Genomic DNA, 16617 nt, shown 5'->3' with positions numbered 1-16617 from the left:
TCACTTTAATAAATAAAAAATTTAACTTCTATTAAGCACTAATGACAGACAACCCTTAAATATTGATTATTAACTAATCAATTAAACCTTCTTCCCTAGCTCGTATTTCAGTTTGAATACGGATATTTTTACCCTCATCAGGATAAACATTTAAAGCGTCTTGTAGCTTACTCCAGTAATGACGCACCATTCGTTCAGATATACACATTCGTTCGGCAATAGCTTTATCTTGTAATCCTTCCTCAAATGCAAGAATTAGTACTCTCAGCCACTCTGGTTTAAATTCTAATCCTGCATAAATTCCTTTGATATCTTTCGTATGAGTTAATCCCTGTAATGCCCAATCAACTCTGGTTAACATTTCTTGGGTGGAAAGACTTTTATCAGCGACTGTAAAACCTCCTTTATGACTATCAATATCAGGTCTAATTCTCACCAGTGTTCTGACATGAGCAGTTTGGACAAGAATATTTAAGTTGGGATGGTGTTTCATTAGAGTTCTGAGAAGTTGAACACCTGTATCAGGTCGTGCTGTCATCCCATAATCTTCTGGAATAGAAAGATCCGTAACCACAAGGTCTAGCCCAGGGTTAATAATTTGGCTGAGAGCATTGTTAGCATTTATGGCAGTAGCAATTTCAGCACCAGGATAATGTTTTTGTAAGATGTCTACTGTTCCACTTAAAACTGATTCATGGTCATCAATTACCAAAATTTTCAGCAATGACTTATCGGATAGTTCTTGTTTCATAATTAACAGCCTGCTGATTGAACATACAATTTTAATTTTCCTCTTATTTCTCTACGTTAGCCAATTATTTGCTGTCAAATTATTTTGTTTGATGACGGTTAAATATAGTAAATATTAAAAATATGTAAAGGACAACTAAAAGGATATTTGAAAAGTTTTTTTTGGTAACATCTAAGCCTCGAAAACCTAACCACCCTGCCCTTCCCTACAAGGGAATGGGGGTTTCAAAGCCTCTCGACCTTTCGGGGAGAGGAATGGAAGCGGGGTTTTAAGTATACTTTACAACTTTTGAAACAACCTCTAAAATAATTACCAATAAAAGTACCAAGAAATGCTTAGATTTTTAGTGCGGCTAAAGCATTTACCTGATGTTAATAATCGAAAACTTTCACAAAGATAATTTAATTCGGGTAGGCGAGAATGTAAAACAAATGCAGAGACATTAGGGTAGGTAAACTCTACAATTAATTGTCCTATGTTGCTGTGTTGTTTTAAATTGATATAAATTGATGTTGGTGCCAAAACTTCTGCTAAAGAGATGATCAGCAACTCATTTAAAGCTGTTAAAACAATTAGACTGCGTTCTGCTGGCTCATGTCGCCAATAGACTGGCATATCGATTTGAAAATATAACTGCGAATTCGATGCTAGCCAAGGTTCTAATAGGCACTCAATAGCTAGCGGAAAGCTATCTTGAAGGGATGCTGGAAATAAGCGATCGCTCAATTGCACTAAAGAGTGATGAAAGTTATCAATGTGCTTTAAGCACTCTTGAATTCTATTGTCTGATAAATTTAAATTATCTACTGACAACAAATCTAAGTTGCGACGGATTGTAAAAGAGTCTTGTAATAAATTATCCCGAATTTTCTCTGCTTCTAAAAACAGCTTTGTTGACTGCCTAGAAGACCACCATTGCAATGCTTGTTGAATACTATGATAAGATGTCAGAAACCGAACAAGGGACATAACGTAGACAATTCAAAGTATAATTTGCGTACATAATTCCACGCTCACATAATCTTGTTATGTCAGCTATTCTAGTAGCATCAGAAAAAAGTTATATGCAACCCACGGCATATTTATGCCAAAAAAACTGTCAACGTTTGCAAAATGGTTGCCCAAAAGCGCCATGATGATTTCCGAAAACTTCACAGTAGATCGCTAACGCATTTCATGGGAGATTTCTCGCCATTGCTAAATATAAAAAGGACAAAATTCTCTTACCTATCTATGCCAGTCAAGAACAAGTTGTGGTGGGTAAACACTAGACATTAGATTCATATCTGCTCATAGATCAGTGGTAAGTCTGGCCTTTCTCAACATAAATTGCAGCGCTGTCTCTTCTTGGGAGATAATATTAGCTTTTGCATCCATCCCTGATTGGATATGACACTGATGAGCGTTATTACCAAATGTCAGCATTTCCGGTTGAATCGTCGCTTCAAAATAGCCAGCACCAGGAGTTGATGTCGGTACGTTAATATTATTAGTTTGAGGTGTAATTACATCTGGAGAAATGGCACTAACAACAGCATTGAGAGTACCATAATCAGGATATGGACAAGCATCAACTCGCAATTGCACTTTTTGACCAACTGCAACTTTTTTAATCTCTGCGGTCGGAATCATTGCTTTAATTACTAAAGGAGCATTCTGAGGAACAATTTCAGCAATAGATTCGCTAGCACGCACCACTTGACCAGGGTTTCGCAAATTGAGCTTGAGAATGATACCGTCACTGGTGGCGCGAATGATGCTATTTTGCAGGTGAGTTTCAATTTGTTGAAGTTCTTTTTGATATTGCTTGAGTTGGGTTTGCATTTCAACTTGTCGCTGCATCAAGGCTTGTTTTTGTTGGTTTAAAGTAGCGATAGTTGCTTCGCCTCTAGCAATTTCTTGGGCAATGCGTTCTTGAGCGATCGCAATTATTGCCGTACTAGGATTAACTACAGCTTTAGCTGATTGCAATTTAGCCTGAGCAATCTCAATAGATATTCTTTCAGCTTCAAGTATTAATTTACTCTGCTCAACAACTAGTTTTTTTTGTTCAAATTCACGCCGACCAATTGCGCCAACTTGTGCTAGTTGCTCATAGCGATCGCTATCCATCTGGGCAAAGTCTAAATCAGCTTGGGCTTTTTGTAAACTTGCCCTAGCTTTTTGCAAACTGGCTTTGGAAACCAAGAATTCGCTTTGAGTAGAAACTTGTCGTTCTTGATACTCTCGTTGGTTGCGTGTCAACTCTGCTTTTGCAGAAGAAACACTCCGTTCGATGAATCTTTTTTCAGCGATAATCTGAGTATCTAAAGCGCCGCTTTGGGCATCAATTTGAATTAGTTGCAATCTACCCTGTTCGATATTACCTTGCAGTTGGCTTTTTTGGATTTGCAGTTGCTCCGTATCGAGACGAGCGATCGCTTCTCCCTTTTTGACAATCTGATTTTCTTTCACAAAGATAGTTTCAACAGTTCCCTCAATAGATGGTTGTACTAGCTTGGTGTCGCCTATGGGACGAACAGTTGCAGCCGTTTCCACCATGACATTGTATTTAACCCATGAAGAGAGAGCGATCGCAGAACCAATCGTTCCGACAAGAAATATTCCAGCTAATGATGTCCAAGCACTAATGGGAGGAAGAAATTCATCCTTTTGAAGCGATGGTAGAAATTTTTGATTATGAGTGTAAAGCATGTTTATCCGAATAATTGGAAATATTTAAGGAATTAAAAAGTCTATATGATCTCCGGGTTTGGTTCGCAACTCTTCCAAAGAACCTTGAATTTTCAACTTACCTTGATCTAGCAATACAATCCAATCAGCGCGATTCACTACCTTCGGACGGTGAGTAATTAAAATCGTAGTTTTACCCCAGCGATGCTTAAACAATTTATCCAAAACTTCTGCTTCACTTACTGGATCAAGTCCACCAGTAGATTCATCCAAAATGAGAACTGATGGATTGGTCACAATGGCTCTTGCTATTGCTAACCTTTGACGTTGACCACCAGAAATATTTGCACCAAATTCACCTAAAACAGTTTGATATTTGTCAGGTAACTTACTGATAAATTCATCAGCTTCCGCAACTTGGCAAGCTCTGACAATTTGCTCAAAGGTAACCTGTGGTGCGCCTAAGCGAAAGTTTTCCACAATAGAACGACTCCAGAAATGAGGCTCTTGAGGAACAAGAACTACCTGTTGACGCAAACAATCAAGAGAAAGGTCTTGGAGGTTATAAAGTCCAATCCGAATATTGCCAGATTGTAGCGGATATAACCCAGCAATCAATTTAGCTAGAGTACTTTTACCACAACCTGATTTACCGATAATAGCGACAACTTTTCCCCCAGGAATAGTTAAAGAAAAGTCATCGATTAAATCAAGCCTACCAGCATAGTGAAAGTTAATATTTGTACAAACAATATCAGCATCTCCCGGAATTTCTGCAAAAGGCTTGATCTCATCACCTTCATTTTCGGAAGTAGCGTCTATAACTTCTGTGAGGCGCTGTGTAGCTGTTTTTGCACGAGTAAATTCTTCAACAAAACTGATTACAGTTGCAATTAAGCCCAGAAAATTACCATTCATTGAGTTAAAAGCAAGTAATTGCCCAATACTCAGGTTTTCTGCTGGGTTAATCACTAAATTACCACCGAACCAAAGCAAAATAACGCCACCAATACTAGCAACAAAGCTAGAGAAAGTATTATTGATAATGCCAATTTGAATCGTGCTAAATGTCACATTAGCAAGACGAGCAAATCGGCTTTGAAATTCGTCCCAAAATTGTGGTCTAGATGTGGTGGTTTTGAGAGTAAGAGCACCTTTAAATGTTTCTACTAAAACCCCTTGTGTTTCGGCTTCTTGAACTAAAAGTTCACGAGTCTTTTGACGCAAAGTAGGCTGGAAGACTACTGTAGATATGCTCATCACTACAGCAATGAATACGGCCACTACCGTAAGTTTCCAGCTATAAAAAGCCATGAAACCAAAAGAAATCAATGCAATAAAAAATTGGCTGGGTAGACTGATAATTAAATGAGCAACTAACTGATTAATTTGGTCAATATCTCGCAGGCGGCTAACGATTTCACCACTGCGACGAGCTTCATAATAAGAGAGAGGTAATCGCAGAATTTGCCGCCCAAATTCTAGAACTAGCCCTAATTGCAGACGTTGTGCAAAGTGAGCAATCAAGTTAGACTGTACAAACGACAGACTACGCGAAACAACATTCATCACCACAACTGCGATCGCTACAGTCGTAAGTAACTTTGTATCACCTCGAACCAGCACATCATCAGTGAGAATTTGCAGTAGAAAAGGGGAAGCTAAAGACAGCAAACCCAACATTAGGTTCAGGGGCAAAACTTGAGCTAAAATGGCGCGATAAATCCAAACGCGCTTAAAGAAACGCCAAAATCCGCCAACTTTCTCATCCTTTTGGGCAAAAAAGCGTATTGGATCAGGTTCCAATAAAAGTATCAACCAATCTGTCCAACCTTCTGCTATCTCTTGTTGAGAAAGATAGCGAACCCCTACAGCCGGATCTGCAACTAAACATTTTTTGCCTTTTTTACCATATAAAACAACCCAATGATTCCCTTTCCAGTGAATAATTGCCGGTAGAGGTGCTTCATTCATTCGGTTGAGAAGTTCTGGGGAAGTTTTCACTGGACGAGCATTAAACCCAAGTGTTTCTGCTCCCCGCTTCAACCCTAATAAAGTAGTTCCAAATTGCCCAGTACCTACAGCTTCACGAATGCGGCTGAGAGTAAAAGTACGTCCATAATATTTGGCAATAGCAGCAAGACAAGCAGCTCCGCAGTCTTCTTCACTATGCTGTTTAACAAACTGGTATTTCATCGGTAAATTGCCCTACATAATGACAACTGCTACCCTAAAATGTTGTCAATCTATTGCGATATTTTTGAATTCCTAAATACTATTAAATTCATCGGCTATCAATCAAGCTAATTTATGGTTTTCACCATAATAAAAACATCAGAAACAATTTATCGCAAAAATTTAAGCTTCTTCCGCCTTGCCCGCTAAATCCAATCGTAGTTTGTGAAAGCGCATATCCAGTTTCTTGCTTACTAGAGAAACTAGAATCACCATCAGAAATATTACTTTCATTAATGGCAAAAGTTTCTAGATTTGTCCTTTGCAGGAAAAAATAATCGGGATTAGAAACTAAACTTCCAGCAGATACAATTTCTTGCTCTTGTTCAGATAAATCAAGAAATAATTCACGCTTTTGGTGTGTGATATTGTTAGACATAGTATTAGCTCTATACTTTGGTAATCTAAACAGCTTGCAACAGCATGAACAGCAAAATAATCAAATCTTTTGACGTAGTAACGTTGTAAGCACCCAAAGATAATCAATGTTGAAAATGACAAAACTACAACAGCGAAATACCAGGTACTACTTTGGAACAAAAAATGACCCATATAATCGTCTTATTATGGGTCATCTGTGAAATCTTTAGTACCAAGTTGTTTTTAAGTGTGCCGCTAATGTTTCCAATGCTGAAATTTTAAACAACGCCTCTGTGGATTATTTTTTAGTGGTTCTTTAAAAGGTCAGGAATGTGATTAGCATCTAAGGCTAAGAAAGCTAGTCCAGCAGTCTTAACATTTTTAGACTTCCCATTAGATTTAGCAGTGCTGCCATTTGGTCCTGAAGAACTACTGCCATTTAGAATATTTTCACTAGCGTCGTAAAAAGTAGCATCTATTTGAAAATCGACACCACCAGCTACAACTTCTTGTTGCTCGTTGGATAATTCTGTAAACAATTCGTGAGACATAGCTGCAAACTTCCTACTTTTGATTTGATGAACGTTTAGTATTAACTACATGAGTTCGCGACTAAGGTTTGAAAGATTGATTTTGTCATTCTATCTAAGTCCTTTGTTTTGAAACTCTTTTCATGGAACTCATGCATTAGTTGATTGTCGGTTTTTAGCTACTAACTTAATAGGTGTATACTTTTGAAATATCAGGAATGTCATGAGCACCTAAGCCTAATAAAGCTAGTCCACCAGTCTTAATCTCTGTAGACTTACCGTTAGAATCAGCGGCACTGCCATGAGGATCAGAACTGCTATCGCCATTAAGAATATTTTCCTCTCCTGCGAAAAAACTGACATCTAGTTGAAAATCAACACCACCAGCTACAACTTCTTGTTGCTCGTTGGATAATTCGGTAAACAATTCATGAGACATAGCTGTAAAGCTCCTAGTTTTTGTTTTTATTTAATGAACCTTTAGAGCTACATGAGTTTGTGACGGAGAGTTAGAAGATTAGTTTTGTCGAACTCATGTATTAATTCATTGCCGTTTTTTAGCTGCTCAAGTTAATGGCCGTATCCTTTGGAAATTTCGGGAATGTCACTAGCACCCAAGGCTAAAAAAGCTAGTCCAGCAGTTGCAATCTCTGTAGATCTACCATTGGAGTCAGCAGTACTGCCACTAGGATCAGAACTAGTACCACCATTGAGAACATTTTCCCGCGCTGCGAAAAAAGTTGCATCTAGTTGAAAATCAACACCACCAGCTACAATTTCTTGTTGCTCGTTGGATAATTCGGTAAACAATACGTTAGACATAATTACAAACCTCGTAATTTTGAGTTGATGAACGTTGAGTATTAGATACGTGAGTTTGTGACGGAGAGTTAGCAGATTAATTTTGTAATCCTATCTAACTCCTTCGTTACTAAATTTATTTCATCAAACTCACGTATTAGTTGATTGCTCTTTTTTAGCTGCTCAAGTTAATGGCCGTATCCTTTAGAAATTTCGGGAATGTCACTAGCACCCAAAGCTAAAAAAGCTAGTCCAGCAGTTGCAATCTCTGTAGATCTACCATTTGAGTCAGCAGTACTGCCACTAGGATCAGAACTAGTACCACCATTGAGAACATTTTCCCGCGCTGCGAAAAAAGTTGCATCTAGTTGAAAATCAACACCGCCAGCGACAATTTCTTGTTGCTCGTTGGATAATTCGGTAAACAATACGTTAGACATAATTACAAACCTCGTAATTTATTTAGATGAGTTTTTAGCTATTAGTTGATTGCGCTTTTTGCGCCTTAACTCGTCGCTTGTTAATACAATAGAGGTAAGCAATTAGAAGAGTCATTTGCTTTTTATGCAAACTTAATTTCCATGTTTATAAAAAGTTGTTGCACAATTAAGCCAATAGTCTGTCCTAAAAATACGTATGGATAAAAACAGGGTTTTATCCTCTGTCTGGAGGATGATAAATTACAATAGGCTGTTAATAATAAGGTAAAAAAATAAACTTTTGCCCAGTTATCCGTGGGAAAAATATAAAATTAACGTGAGTTCGACAAGTCTTATTTGACCTCTCCCCCAACCCCTCTCCGACACGGAGAGGGGAGCAAAAGGCTGAATTTTTCGTTGCTCCTCCCTTTCCGTTTCGGAGAGGTTCATCGAACTCACGTTAAAATTAAAATCTTGTATTTTGTATGCAATAGCCCCTGACACAGACATACAAAAATCCTGTAGTGGAACTAAAAGCCAGTACAGGAAAAATTAAGATAATCAAATAATTAGAAAAAACTTATCAGATTTACAACTTGGTTGTTTGTTTATGCAATATTATCTACAAGCCGATCGCGAATTGTTTTGAGTTGGTCTTGAGTCTTAATTGGCTCTCGTGGTGCTGGCAATTCGGTATTAGGCCAGTTAGGTAAATCATTACAGGGGCATAACAATGCCGGCATCCCGACGTTTCGTGCGGCTACTGGCATATTGCAACGACCACAAGGCAGCATATCCCATGCCGGTGTCAACAGTTCAGCAATGGTTTCATGTGTACCCTCTAGGTAACAGTCACCCGATTCCGGTGAGATAATTTTCTGCCAGCACTCTTCAAATTCTTCACTATAGCGATCGCCATTTAGCACCGATAGCGGAGCGATAGCGAGTCCGCGTTCGCGCAGCGTCTCGTAGAGAGCGTCTTGAGGCAAAAGGCTTGCCTTACCGTTGTCCATAATCACTTTCTTACCCAACTGAAACCAGTAGGCAAGGTATCCTCTAACTTCTTGTTTGGTTGCCATATTACAATTTTAGATTTTAGATTTTAGATTTTGGATTAATTTGAATCAAGAGTTAAGAATCTTGACTCCTGAATGTTCCAGCATCCTCTCTATTTGGCAATGGCGAACCAAGGACGCTGAGATTGAGAACATGACCACCAGTAACTAAATAAACAGTTTCGCTGAGTACACTTAGCTGGCGGACTAAAGAACCAAGGCGATCGCGGAACATTCTTCCAAGGGGATAAGCTGGTATCACACCCCAACCCACCTCTTCTGCTACAAACACTATATCAGCAGCAACCAAATCCACCGTCTCTAACAACTCTGCAAGAATGTTTTCCCAGCTAGATTCGTCCTGTTCCAGGAGATTAGCAACCCAAGTTCCTAAAGAATCAACTAAAAGGCAGGTATAGGGTTTGGCATCAGCCAGGGTAGCAGGCAACTCCACAGGTACAGATAAAGTTACCCAGTCTTCGGGACGACGTTGTTGGTGATCTAGAATGCGTTGATGCCACTCTTGGTCATCTGGGTTATCGATGGCTGTTGCTACGTAAACAACTGCTTTTCCTGATTGCATGGCTAGAGTTTCCGCCCATTCACTTTTACCAGATCGTGCTGGCCCTGTTACTAAGATGATTTTACCCAAAATGGTTTCCTGAGTATTTTAACAATATGCTAGGGTTGCAATTTATCACTAAAGTTTTTTCTTTCATCGGTGAGATTTTTGGTTTCAAATAACTTTTAAGAGATAAAATTAGCACCAGCATCATTGATGCCACAATTGGCAAAAGCCGAAAATCCCAACAACCCCATTCTTAATTATTCAATACCACTGGGGACAGCAAACTTTAGGATGTTTTTATGAACGCAGGCTTAAAACGCATTGAAGCAACTCTACACGATTTAGGCAATCGCGGCACTGCCTCTGCCGCTGAAACAGGTGATTCGACGACAAAACGCCCTTTCTCTTTTAGAATCAGCGTCGGAGCCAATGAACCCACAGAAAGTACACAAACTCCATCCTCTCAGAATGGGGAACTAAATACACAAGAAAAAACAGTTGACTTGGGTGTAGATACTGACAGTGATTATCCTCACGAGCAAAATTTCTTTCCTCACCACGACTCTGTGCAGACCTTTCAAGCAGAAGATAATGGTGGCAAAACACCCAGCCTACCCAAGTTGAAAACTCCAAGCTTTAGTAGCCATCGACACGGTGCCAATCCTGGATTGGCGATGAATCTATTGCAAGAAATTCAAGAAACTGTCGCCGGTTGGCAAACAGAATTGCAAAATATTTTGAAGCAAATTCAGGATATTTACTTAGAAGGCCCAATTGTCAATGGCTGGTTAGAATCCAATCCCACCGAACCAGAACCAGGAGGAACCGCAACACTGCGCCATGCAGAAGTTGACCGCCTGATGAACTACGTAGAAGAAATTTGCGCCAGTGGTGGGAAAGTATCTTATCAATCATCTATTACTGGCTACCGCCTCTGTGGTGTGGACGACACTGGTAAAGTCTGGTCGCGTCCATGTCCAGCGGATCAGGTTCCCAATGTTAGTATGGCGATCGCTCGTTACCAAAAGTTACGTCAACTGTTAGGGCGCAAGCAATCCTTGGAAACCCGCCTGAGTCAACTAGCCCAAACTCTTGTAGTTTTACACAGTCATATTCAACAAACGTGAAGTTTTAAAGATTATTTCCGAAGAAACTCGGTTGGTGAGTCAGTAACTTTTGGTTTAGATTAGCTCTCAGCAGTTGTGCATTGGATTTAAGATTTTAATCTAAAATCCCAAATCTCAAATCCAAAATTAAATTCATGCCAGACACCCAAATCTCTGCCATTATCTGTACTCACAATCGAGATACCTATTTAGGGGCTGCAATTGATAGTCTTTTAGCACAAGATTTTGCTGCTGACTTTGAAATTGTGGTAATTGATAATGGATCTAGCGATCGCACTCGTGAAGTTGTAGAAGAAAGGGCCCACAATCCGCGCCTGAAATATGTTTTTGAACCCACCATTGGTTTATCTGTCGCCCGCAACACGGGTGCAAAAGTAGCCAGTGGTGATATTCTTGCTTATCTGGATGATGATGCTGTTGCTTGCCCTCACTGGCTACAAGTTTTATATTTTGCCTATTACAATAACTCTAAGCTTGCGATCGCAGGAGGTAAAGTTACTCTCATCTGGCCCCCAGGAATTCAACAACCACGGTGGCTATCTCCAGGCCTAGCTGCAAATTTGGGTGCATACGACTTGGGTGACAGTAACATCTACATTGAGCAACCTGGCTCAACACCCAGAGGCTTAAATTACTCCATCCGCCGCAGTTTCCTAGAAGAAATTGGCGGTTTTGATCCACATCTCGGTCGAGTAGGGAAAAATCTATTATCAAATGAAGAACTGCAAATGACCGAATTTGCCCTACAGCGTGGTTGGCAAGTCGCTTATCTTCCCGAAGCACTAGTCGCTCACAATGTAGCCCCAGAGCGCCTCCAACGCTCCTGGTTTTTAAACCGAGGCTGGTGGCAAGGTATCAGTGAATGTTATCGAGAACAACTCGCTGGTAAAGCTGGGATCGCTCAATTGCAGCGAGGTAGCGAACGGTTTGTACGCGGCTTGTATAAGGCATTGCAATATTTCTCTGATCCCGCAGAACGGTTTGACAAACTTGTTTATGCTTACGGTCAGATTGGTTACTTAAATGCTGCTATTCAAGGTCTTTTATCTACATCAAATAAGAAATAACCAATAACATAATTTATACACGTATGTCATCTAAAATACCAGTTTCAGTACTAATTCCAGCTAAAAATGAACAAGTAAATTTGCCTGCGTGCCTTGCTAGCCTTAGCAGAGCAGATGAAATATTTGTAGTAGATTCTCAAAGTACCGACAACAGCATTGAAATTGCTAAAAGTCACGGTGTAAATGTCGTGCAATTCAACTTCAATGGACGCTGGCCTAAAAAGAAAAATTGGTCTTTAGAGAATCTACCTTTTCGCAACGAATGGGTACTAATTGTAGATTGCGATGAGCGCATCACCCCCGAACTTTGGGAAGAAATTGACCAAGCAATTCAAAACAATGAATATACAGGTTATTATCTGAACCGCCGTGTATTTTTCTTAGGAAAATGGATTCGCTATGGTGGTAAATATCCCGATTGGAATCTACGTTTATTTCAGCATAAAAAAGGTCGCTACGAAAATCTAAATACAGAAGATATTCCTAATACTGGTGATAACGAAGTTCACGAACACGTGATTTTGCAGGGGAAAGTTGGGTATCTCAAAAATGATATGCTTCACGAAGACTTCCGCGACCTTTACCACTGGTTAGAACGGCACAACCGTTACTCCAACTGGGAAGCCAGTGTTTATTTTAATATTCTCACAGGTAAAGATGATAGCGGTACTATCGGCGCGAATCTATTTGGTGATGCCGTACAACGCAAGCGCTTTTTGAAAAAAGTGTGGGTACACCTGCCATTTAAACCCCTTTTGCGGTTTGTTTTATTTTATATAATTCAACGTGGTTTTTTGGATGGCAAAGCAGGATATATCTATGCACGTTTGCTGAGTCAATATGAATATCAAATTGGCGTAAAACTTTACGAATTACGCAATTGTGGTGGTCACTTAAATACTGCAACAACCCCGAAGGAGGAAGCAGAGGAGCAGGGAAGCAGGGGAGCAGAAGGAAAGCTATTGACCATTGACTCCTAACTCTGCCAATTTTAGATTTTGAATTTTGGATTGAAGGAAAAATTTAAAATCTAAAATCTAAAATCCAAAATCTAAAATCCAAAATTGAATGACTAATGACCCTTTCGTAGATTTACGCAAATATGACCAATCTTGGTTTGATCGAGGGCGTCCAAGTTGGTATGTATTATTATGGTGGTTTGTACAAGCGATCGCTTTTCCTCTCACTCCTCAACCGTTAAATATTCTGCGTTGTGCTTTGCTACGATTATTTGGCGCTCGTATCGGCAAAGGCGTATTAATTCGACCCACCGCCCGCTTCACCTATCCTTGGAAAGTCACTATTGGCAACTACAGTTGGGTTGGTGATAACGTAGTTTTATACAGCCTTGATCAAATTCATATTGGTGAACACTGCGTAATTTCCCAAAAAAGCTATCTGTGTACTGGTAGTCATGATATCCAAGACCCTGCTTTTGGGTTGAAAACAGCGAGTATCACTATTGACAATGGTGCATGGGTAGCGGCAGATTGTTTCGTTGGGCCAGGAGTACAAATCGGGGCTAATGCTGTAATTGGCGCTCGTAGTAGTGTTTTTACTAATATGCCCTCTGGGCAAGTTTGTTGGGGAAGCCCCTGTCGTCCTAAGACGGTTCGGTTGAAGGAGGCAGAAGGTTTTACCTCGATTGGGGATTCAGATCACTCCTGAATAAGCAGCCCCAAATTAAAAATTTGGTGGTGGTTTTAAATCGCCCTGTGATTTGCTCAGGTTTGTAGTAGAGGCTGGAGCCACTTACTACAAACCAATAGAATTAAATTTATTTACATTGCTTAACATAGTTTGAGCTATTTTTGTTTACTTAGTAGGGGCGTACAGCTAGCTTTGCGCCCCTACTTTTGCGACATATTGATTTGCTTTTGGGAAGAGAATAAAAGTGCGATCGCTATATACTTAAAGCGTTTACTCTCATAATAAGTTAAGTACTTGTCAAAATCGGTAATTATTATATTTAGAAGATTTTGATTGATCGGCGATAGGTGAATCGGCAAGCTAAAATTGCAAGTAGCGTAGGCTTGTAAAAACCGCAGGCATCGCCGACATTGAATTCTCAACTTGCAGTGCTCTAACCTAGAACACAAATCGAATATGAGTCCCATATATTCCAATACGGTTCAGTTAAGGGCTAATCGCACAAAGTTGTGGGTTCTTAAGACGCGATAAATCGCCGTCTCTACAAGTGTTTTCGTCTTATCTGAACTATATTGCTATATATTCCCTATATCTATGAGTGATTCAGGAATCAAAGACGCTCGTTCGCGTAGCGTGTCGTAGACAAGACTCACTACCACTTCGCGATCAGATTGCTATTCTCTAGAAATAATTTACTTTTAATTAAATCTTTTTGTTTTCAAGTTTAAAATTCGTGCATATCTAAAAAAATTAGCAGAAGATGTGATATGCAAAATCAGCCAGTATATAGTCTAATTAGTAAATTTTTGTGCCATTCCAACAAGTAGGTAATCAAGTGCCGATTACCATCCATTTTTCTCATCTTGCAAAAAATTTTAAAGACAAACCAATTCGATAAACTTTAAAGTGAATTTAATAAGAGGCAAGTATGAATTTTAATAAAAAAGAAAAATCTGTCATTTTAATAGTTGATGATACTCCTATTAATCTAGAAGTGTTATTCGATTTTTTAGAATATTACGGTTTTAAAGTTTTAATAACTGAAGATGGAAGCAGTGCAATTAATATAGCAGAACATGCCTCACCTGATCTAATTTTATTGGATGTATTAATGCCAGGAATCGATGGTTTTGAGACTTGCAGACTTTTGAAAAAAAATCCAGCCACTCAAGATATTCCCGTAATCTTCATAACTGCCATGAATGACAAGGTGGATAAAGTCAAAGGTTTGAATCTTGGCGCAGTAGATTATATCACTAAACCTTTAGAACATGAAGAAGTTTTAGCTAGAGTAAATACCCATTTACGTTTACGAAACCTCACAAAAAAACTCACAGAGCAAAATAAGCGTTTAGAGATGGAAATCTTTGAGCGCCAGCAGGTAGAGGAAAAACTGCGATGTCATTCCAATGCATTAGACGAGTGGAACAATCGCTATCAAGCAATAATTCAAGCCAGTGGTCAGATTCTCTATGACTGGCATTTGCATACCAACGATATTATATATGGTGGCAATGTAGAGCGAATATTAGGTTACTCTATGCCTGAGATGTTAGGAGGTTTGAAGCGTTGCTTAGAGTTAATTCATCCTGATGATAGAAACTTGTTTAACAAAGAGATTAACCGCGTTTTATCCACAAAAGAGCGCTTCAACCTTGAATTTCGCATCTGTCGCAAAGATGGGACTTACATCACAGTTGAAGATAACGGGTATATCTTTTTAGACTCTACAGGCAAAGTTGCTCGGATGGCGGGCTTTATAATTGATATTACCGAACAGCAAGCTGCGCTACGCGATCGCAAAAATGCAGAACAGAAAATCCGTGAACAAGCTGCTTTGCTCGACATCACCACAGACGCGATTATCGTTCAAGATTTAGTTCACCAAATTCAATTTTGGAATAAAGGGGCTGAACATCTCTACGGTTGGATGTTAGAAGAAGCACTAGGCAAAAATGCCAATCACCTTTTATATCGAAAGCAAAGTTTTTGCAAACTGAAAAACATCCAGGAAACCTTAGCTGAGAGTGGTTCATGGCAAGGTGAATTACATCAAGTCACAAAAGAAGGCAAAGAAATTATCGTTGCTAGCCGCTGGACACTAGTAAATAATGATGAGGGACAAGCCAAATCTATACTGATTGTCAACTCCGATATTACAGAAAAAAAGCAACTCGAAGCACAGTTTCTCCGGGCCCAGCGAATGGAAAGTCTTGGCACTCTGGCAAGTGGTATCGCCCACGATCTTAATAATGCGCTGACACCAATGATGATGACAGTACAACTTTTAGAAGCAAAACTTCCTGATGAAAAAAGTCAGCAATGGCTGACAATTATGGAAACAAACGTTAAACGTGCGGCAGATTTAGTTAAACAAGTGCTATGGTTTTCACGCGGCTCTGTAGGTAACTTTAAAACCTTACATGTGCGGTATTTAATTTCAGAAATTGAAAATATTGTTAAGCAAACATTTTCTAGAGCTATTGAAATACGCATTGATGTACCTGGGCAAAACTTATGGAATATCTTTGGCGATGCTACTCAGTTACACCAAATGCTGATGAACCTCTGTATTAATGCTCGTGATGCTATGCCCTATGGCGGAATTCTAGAGATTTCTGCAAAGAATTTCTGGGTTGATAGCAACTATGCCCGAATGAATATTGATGCTAAGGTAGGTTCTTACGTGATGATTAGCGTCTGTGATACAGGTACAGGAATTAACAGAGAAATAGTAGATAGAATTTTTGAGCCATTTTTCACAACCAAGGAACTGGGTAAAGGCACAGGGCTTGGTCTTTCAACAGTGCTTGGTATTATCAAAAGCCACAATGGTTTTGTGAATGTAGTTACTGAAGTGGGCAAGGGTACAGAGTTTCAAGTTTGCTTACCCGTGACGCAGACAATTGATGCAGATAACAAATTAGCTGGAGATCAGGAATTACCCGCAGGTCATGGAGAATTGATTCTCGTTGTTGATGATGAAGATTCAATTCGAGAGGTTACTCAAACCTGGTTAGAAAAAAATGCCTATAAAGTTTTGGTGGCTAGTGATGGTATTGATGCGATCGCACTTTATACAAAACATCAACAAGAAATTAGTGTAGTGTTAATTGATATGATGATGCCATCTATGGATGGGCCAACAACTATCAATGTGTTGAAAAAAATTAATCCCGACATCAAAATTATTGGTGTTAGTGGATTAGCCTCTAATCATGAAATGATTAAAATCCTCGGTAATAGCGTCAAAACACTTTTATCTAAGCCTTACACCTCAAGCGACTTGTTAATAAATTTACAGATGGTGATTAACACAAAGTAGAGTTTGTCATTGGTCATTTGTCATTTGCTATTTGTCTTTAGTTCAAAGTGAATAAT

At 39.3% G+C, this 16617-nt stretch carries 16 protein-coding genes; 5 read left to right on the top strand and 11 right to left on the bottom strand.

Annotated elements, in window-relative coordinates:
* Window positions 1–73: 73 nt before the first annotated feature.
* The 11 genes from ABF638_RS07305 to cobU all read right to left on the bottom strand — a co-directional run bounded on the left by ABF638_RS07305 (window position 74) and on the right by cobU (window position 9476).
* Complete coding sequence (locus ABF638_RS07305) at window positions 74–751, bottom strand: response regulator (RefSeq protein ID WP_435021519.1); 678 nt, start codon at window positions 749–751, stop codon at window positions 74–76.
* 309 nt (window positions 752–1060) lie between these two features.
* Window positions 1061–1720, bottom strand: a complete 660-nt coding sequence (locus ABF638_RS07300) for a hypothetical protein (RefSeq protein WP_435021517.1) — start codon at window positions 1718–1720, stop codon at window positions 1061–1063.
* A gap of 321 nt (window positions 1721–2041) precedes the next feature.
* Complete coding sequence (locus tag ABF638_RS07295) at window positions 2042–3445, bottom strand: HlyD family secretion protein (protein ID WP_435021515.1); 1404 nt, start codon at window positions 3443–3445, stop codon at window positions 2042–2044.
* Window positions 3446–3469: 24 nt separating this feature from the next.
* Window positions 3470–5620, bottom strand: coding sequence for a peptidase domain-containing ABC transporter (locus ABF638_RS07290; protein ID WP_435021513.1), 2151 nt, complete (start codon window positions 5618–5620; stop codon window positions 3470–3472).
* Between the two features lie 121 nt (window positions 5621–5741).
* Window positions 5742–6038 carry a hypothetical protein gene (locus ABF638_RS07285; protein WP_435021511.1) on the bottom strand — a complete coding sequence of 99 codons (297 nt, stop codon included), beginning with the start codon at window positions 6036–6038 and terminating at the stop codon, window positions 5742–5744.
* A gap of 286 nt (window positions 6039–6324) precedes the next feature.
* Window positions 6325–6570 (bottom strand): CTB family bacteriocin, encoded by a 246-nt coding sequence (locus ABF638_RS07280; protein ID WP_435021509.1) that lies wholly within the window; start codon window positions 6568–6570, stop codon window positions 6325–6327.
* 166 nt (window positions 6571–6736) lie between these two features.
* Window positions 6737–6988 (bottom strand): CTB family bacteriocin, encoded by a 252-nt coding sequence (locus tag ABF638_RS07275; protein WP_435021507.1) that lies wholly within the window; start codon window positions 6986–6988, stop codon window positions 6737–6739.
* A 131-nt stretch (window positions 6989–7119) separates the two neighbouring features.
* Complete coding sequence (locus tag ABF638_RS07270; protein WP_435021505.1) at window positions 7120–7371, bottom strand: CTB family bacteriocin; 252 nt, start codon at window positions 7369–7371, stop codon at window positions 7120–7122.
* A gap of 167 nt (window positions 7372–7538) precedes the next feature.
* On the bottom strand, window positions 7539–7790 hold the full coding sequence (locus ABF638_RS07265; protein ID WP_435021505.1) for a CTB family bacteriocin: 252 nt from the start codon (window positions 7788–7790) through the stop codon (window positions 7539–7541).
* Window positions 7791–8377: 587 nt separating this feature from the next.
* Entirely contained in the window at window positions 8378–8848 is a 471-nt protein-coding gene (locus ABF638_RS07260) for a hypothetical protein (RefSeq protein WP_435021503.1), read from the bottom strand.
* Between the two features lie 52 nt (window positions 8849–8900).
* Window positions 8901–9476 (bottom strand): bifunctional adenosylcobinamide kinase/adenosylcobinamide-phosphate guanylyltransferase, encoded by a 576-nt coding sequence (gene cobU, locus ABF638_RS07255; protein ID WP_435021501.1) that lies wholly within the window; start codon window positions 9474–9476, stop codon window positions 8901–8903.
* A gap of 215 nt (window positions 9477–9691) precedes the next feature.
* Between cobU and ABF638_RS07250 the strand changes: the two genes are divergently transcribed.
* From ABF638_RS07250 to ABF638_RS07230, 5 genes are all read left to right on the top strand, one after another.
* Entirely contained in the window at window positions 9692–10519 is an 828-nt protein-coding gene (locus ABF638_RS07250) for a hypothetical protein (protein WP_435021499.1), read from the top strand.
* A gap of 134 nt (window positions 10520–10653) precedes the next feature.
* Window positions 10654–11586 (top strand): glycosyltransferase, encoded by a 933-nt coding sequence (locus ABF638_RS07245; RefSeq protein ID WP_420762218.1) that lies wholly within the window; start codon window positions 10654–10656, stop codon window positions 11584–11586.
* Window positions 11587–11609: 23 nt separating this feature from the next.
* A complete protein-coding gene (locus tag ABF638_RS07240; protein ID WP_435021497.1) occupies window positions 11610–12566 on the top strand; it encodes a glycosyltransferase family 2 protein in 957 nt (318 codons plus the stop codon).
* Between the two features lie 88 nt (window positions 12567–12654).
* Complete coding sequence (gene hpsU / locus ABF638_RS07235; RefSeq protein WP_420762219.1) at window positions 12655–13254, top strand: hormogonium polysaccharide biosynthesis acetyltransferase HpsU; 600 nt, start codon at window positions 12655–12657, stop codon at window positions 13252–13254.
* Window positions 13255–14164: 910 nt separating this feature from the next.
* Window positions 14165–16561 carry a hybrid sensor histidine kinase/response regulator gene (locus tag ABF638_RS07230; RefSeq protein WP_435021494.1) on the top strand — a complete coding sequence of 799 codons (2397 nt, stop codon included), beginning with the start codon at window positions 14165–14167 and terminating at the stop codon, window positions 16559–16561.
* The last annotated feature ends 56 nt before the right edge of the window (window positions 16562–16617 follow it).

The organism is Nostoc sp. CALU 1950 (assembly GCF_051172895.1).
Lineage (GTDB): Bacteria > Cyanobacteriota > Cyanobacteriia > Cyanobacteriales > Nostocaceae > Nostoc > Nostoc edaphicum_A.
The sequence above is the reverse complement of the archived record's forward strand: the minus strand, read 5'-3'. Positions and strand labels throughout refer to the sequence as shown.

Bases quoted from the DNA above. Each gene is read 5' to 3' on its own strand.
- ABF638_RS07265 (WP_435021505.1), bottom strand. From the start codon at position 7,790: ATGTCTAACGTATTGTTTACCGAATTATCCAACGAGCAACAAGAAATT.
- ABF638_RS07270 (WP_435021505.1), bottom strand. From the start codon at position 7,371: ATGTCTAACGTATTGTTTACCGAATTATCCAACGAGCAACAAGAAATT.
- ABF638_RS07290 (WP_435021513.1), bottom strand. From the start codon at position 5,620: ATGAAATACCAGTTTGTTAAACAGCATAGTGAAGAAGACTGCGGAGCT.
- ABF638_RS07285 (WP_435021511.1), bottom strand. From the start codon at position 6,038: ATGTCTAACAATATCACACACCAAAAGCGTGAATTATTTCTTGATTTA.
- ABF638_RS07275 (WP_435021507.1), bottom strand. From the start codon at position 6,988: ATGTCTCATGAATTGTTTACCGAATTATCCAACGAGCAACAAGAAGTT.
- ABF638_RS07305 (WP_435021519.1), bottom strand. From the start codon at position 751: ATGAAACAAGAACTATCCGATAAGTCATTGCTGAAAATTTTGGTAATT.
- ABF638_RS07260 (WP_435021503.1), bottom strand. From the start codon at position 8,848: ATGGCAACCAAACAAGAAGTTAGAGGATACCTTGCCTACTGGTTTCAG.
- ABF638_RS07300 (WP_435021517.1), bottom strand. From the start codon at position 1,720: ATGTCCCTTGTTCGGTTTCTGACATCTTATCATAGTATTCAACAAGCA.
- ABF638_RS07245 (WP_420762218.1), top strand. From the start codon at position 10,654: ATGCCAGACACCCAAATCTCTGCCATTATCTGTACTCACAATCGAGAT.
- ABF638_RS07280 (WP_435021509.1), bottom strand. From the start codon at position 6,570: ATGTCTCACGAATTGTTTACAGAATTATCCAACGAGCAACAAGAAGTT.
- ABF638_RS07250 (WP_435021499.1), top strand. From the start codon at position 9,692: ATGAACGCAGGCTTAAAACGCATTGAAGCAACTCTACACGATTTAGGC.
- ABF638_RS07230 (WP_435021494.1), top strand. From the start codon at position 14,165: ATGAATTTTAATAAAAAAGAAAAATCTGTCATTTTAATAGTTGATGAT.
- ABF638_RS07295 (WP_435021515.1), bottom strand. From the start codon at position 3,445: ATGCTTTACACTCATAATCAAAAATTTCTACCATCGCTTCAAAAGGAT.
- hpsU (WP_420762219.1), top strand. From the start codon at position 12,655: ATGACTAATGACCCTTTCGTAGATTTACGCAAATATGACCAATCTTGG.
- ABF638_RS07240 (WP_435021497.1), top strand. From the start codon at position 11,610: ATGTCATCTAAAATACCAGTTTCAGTACTAATTCCAGCTAAAAATGAA.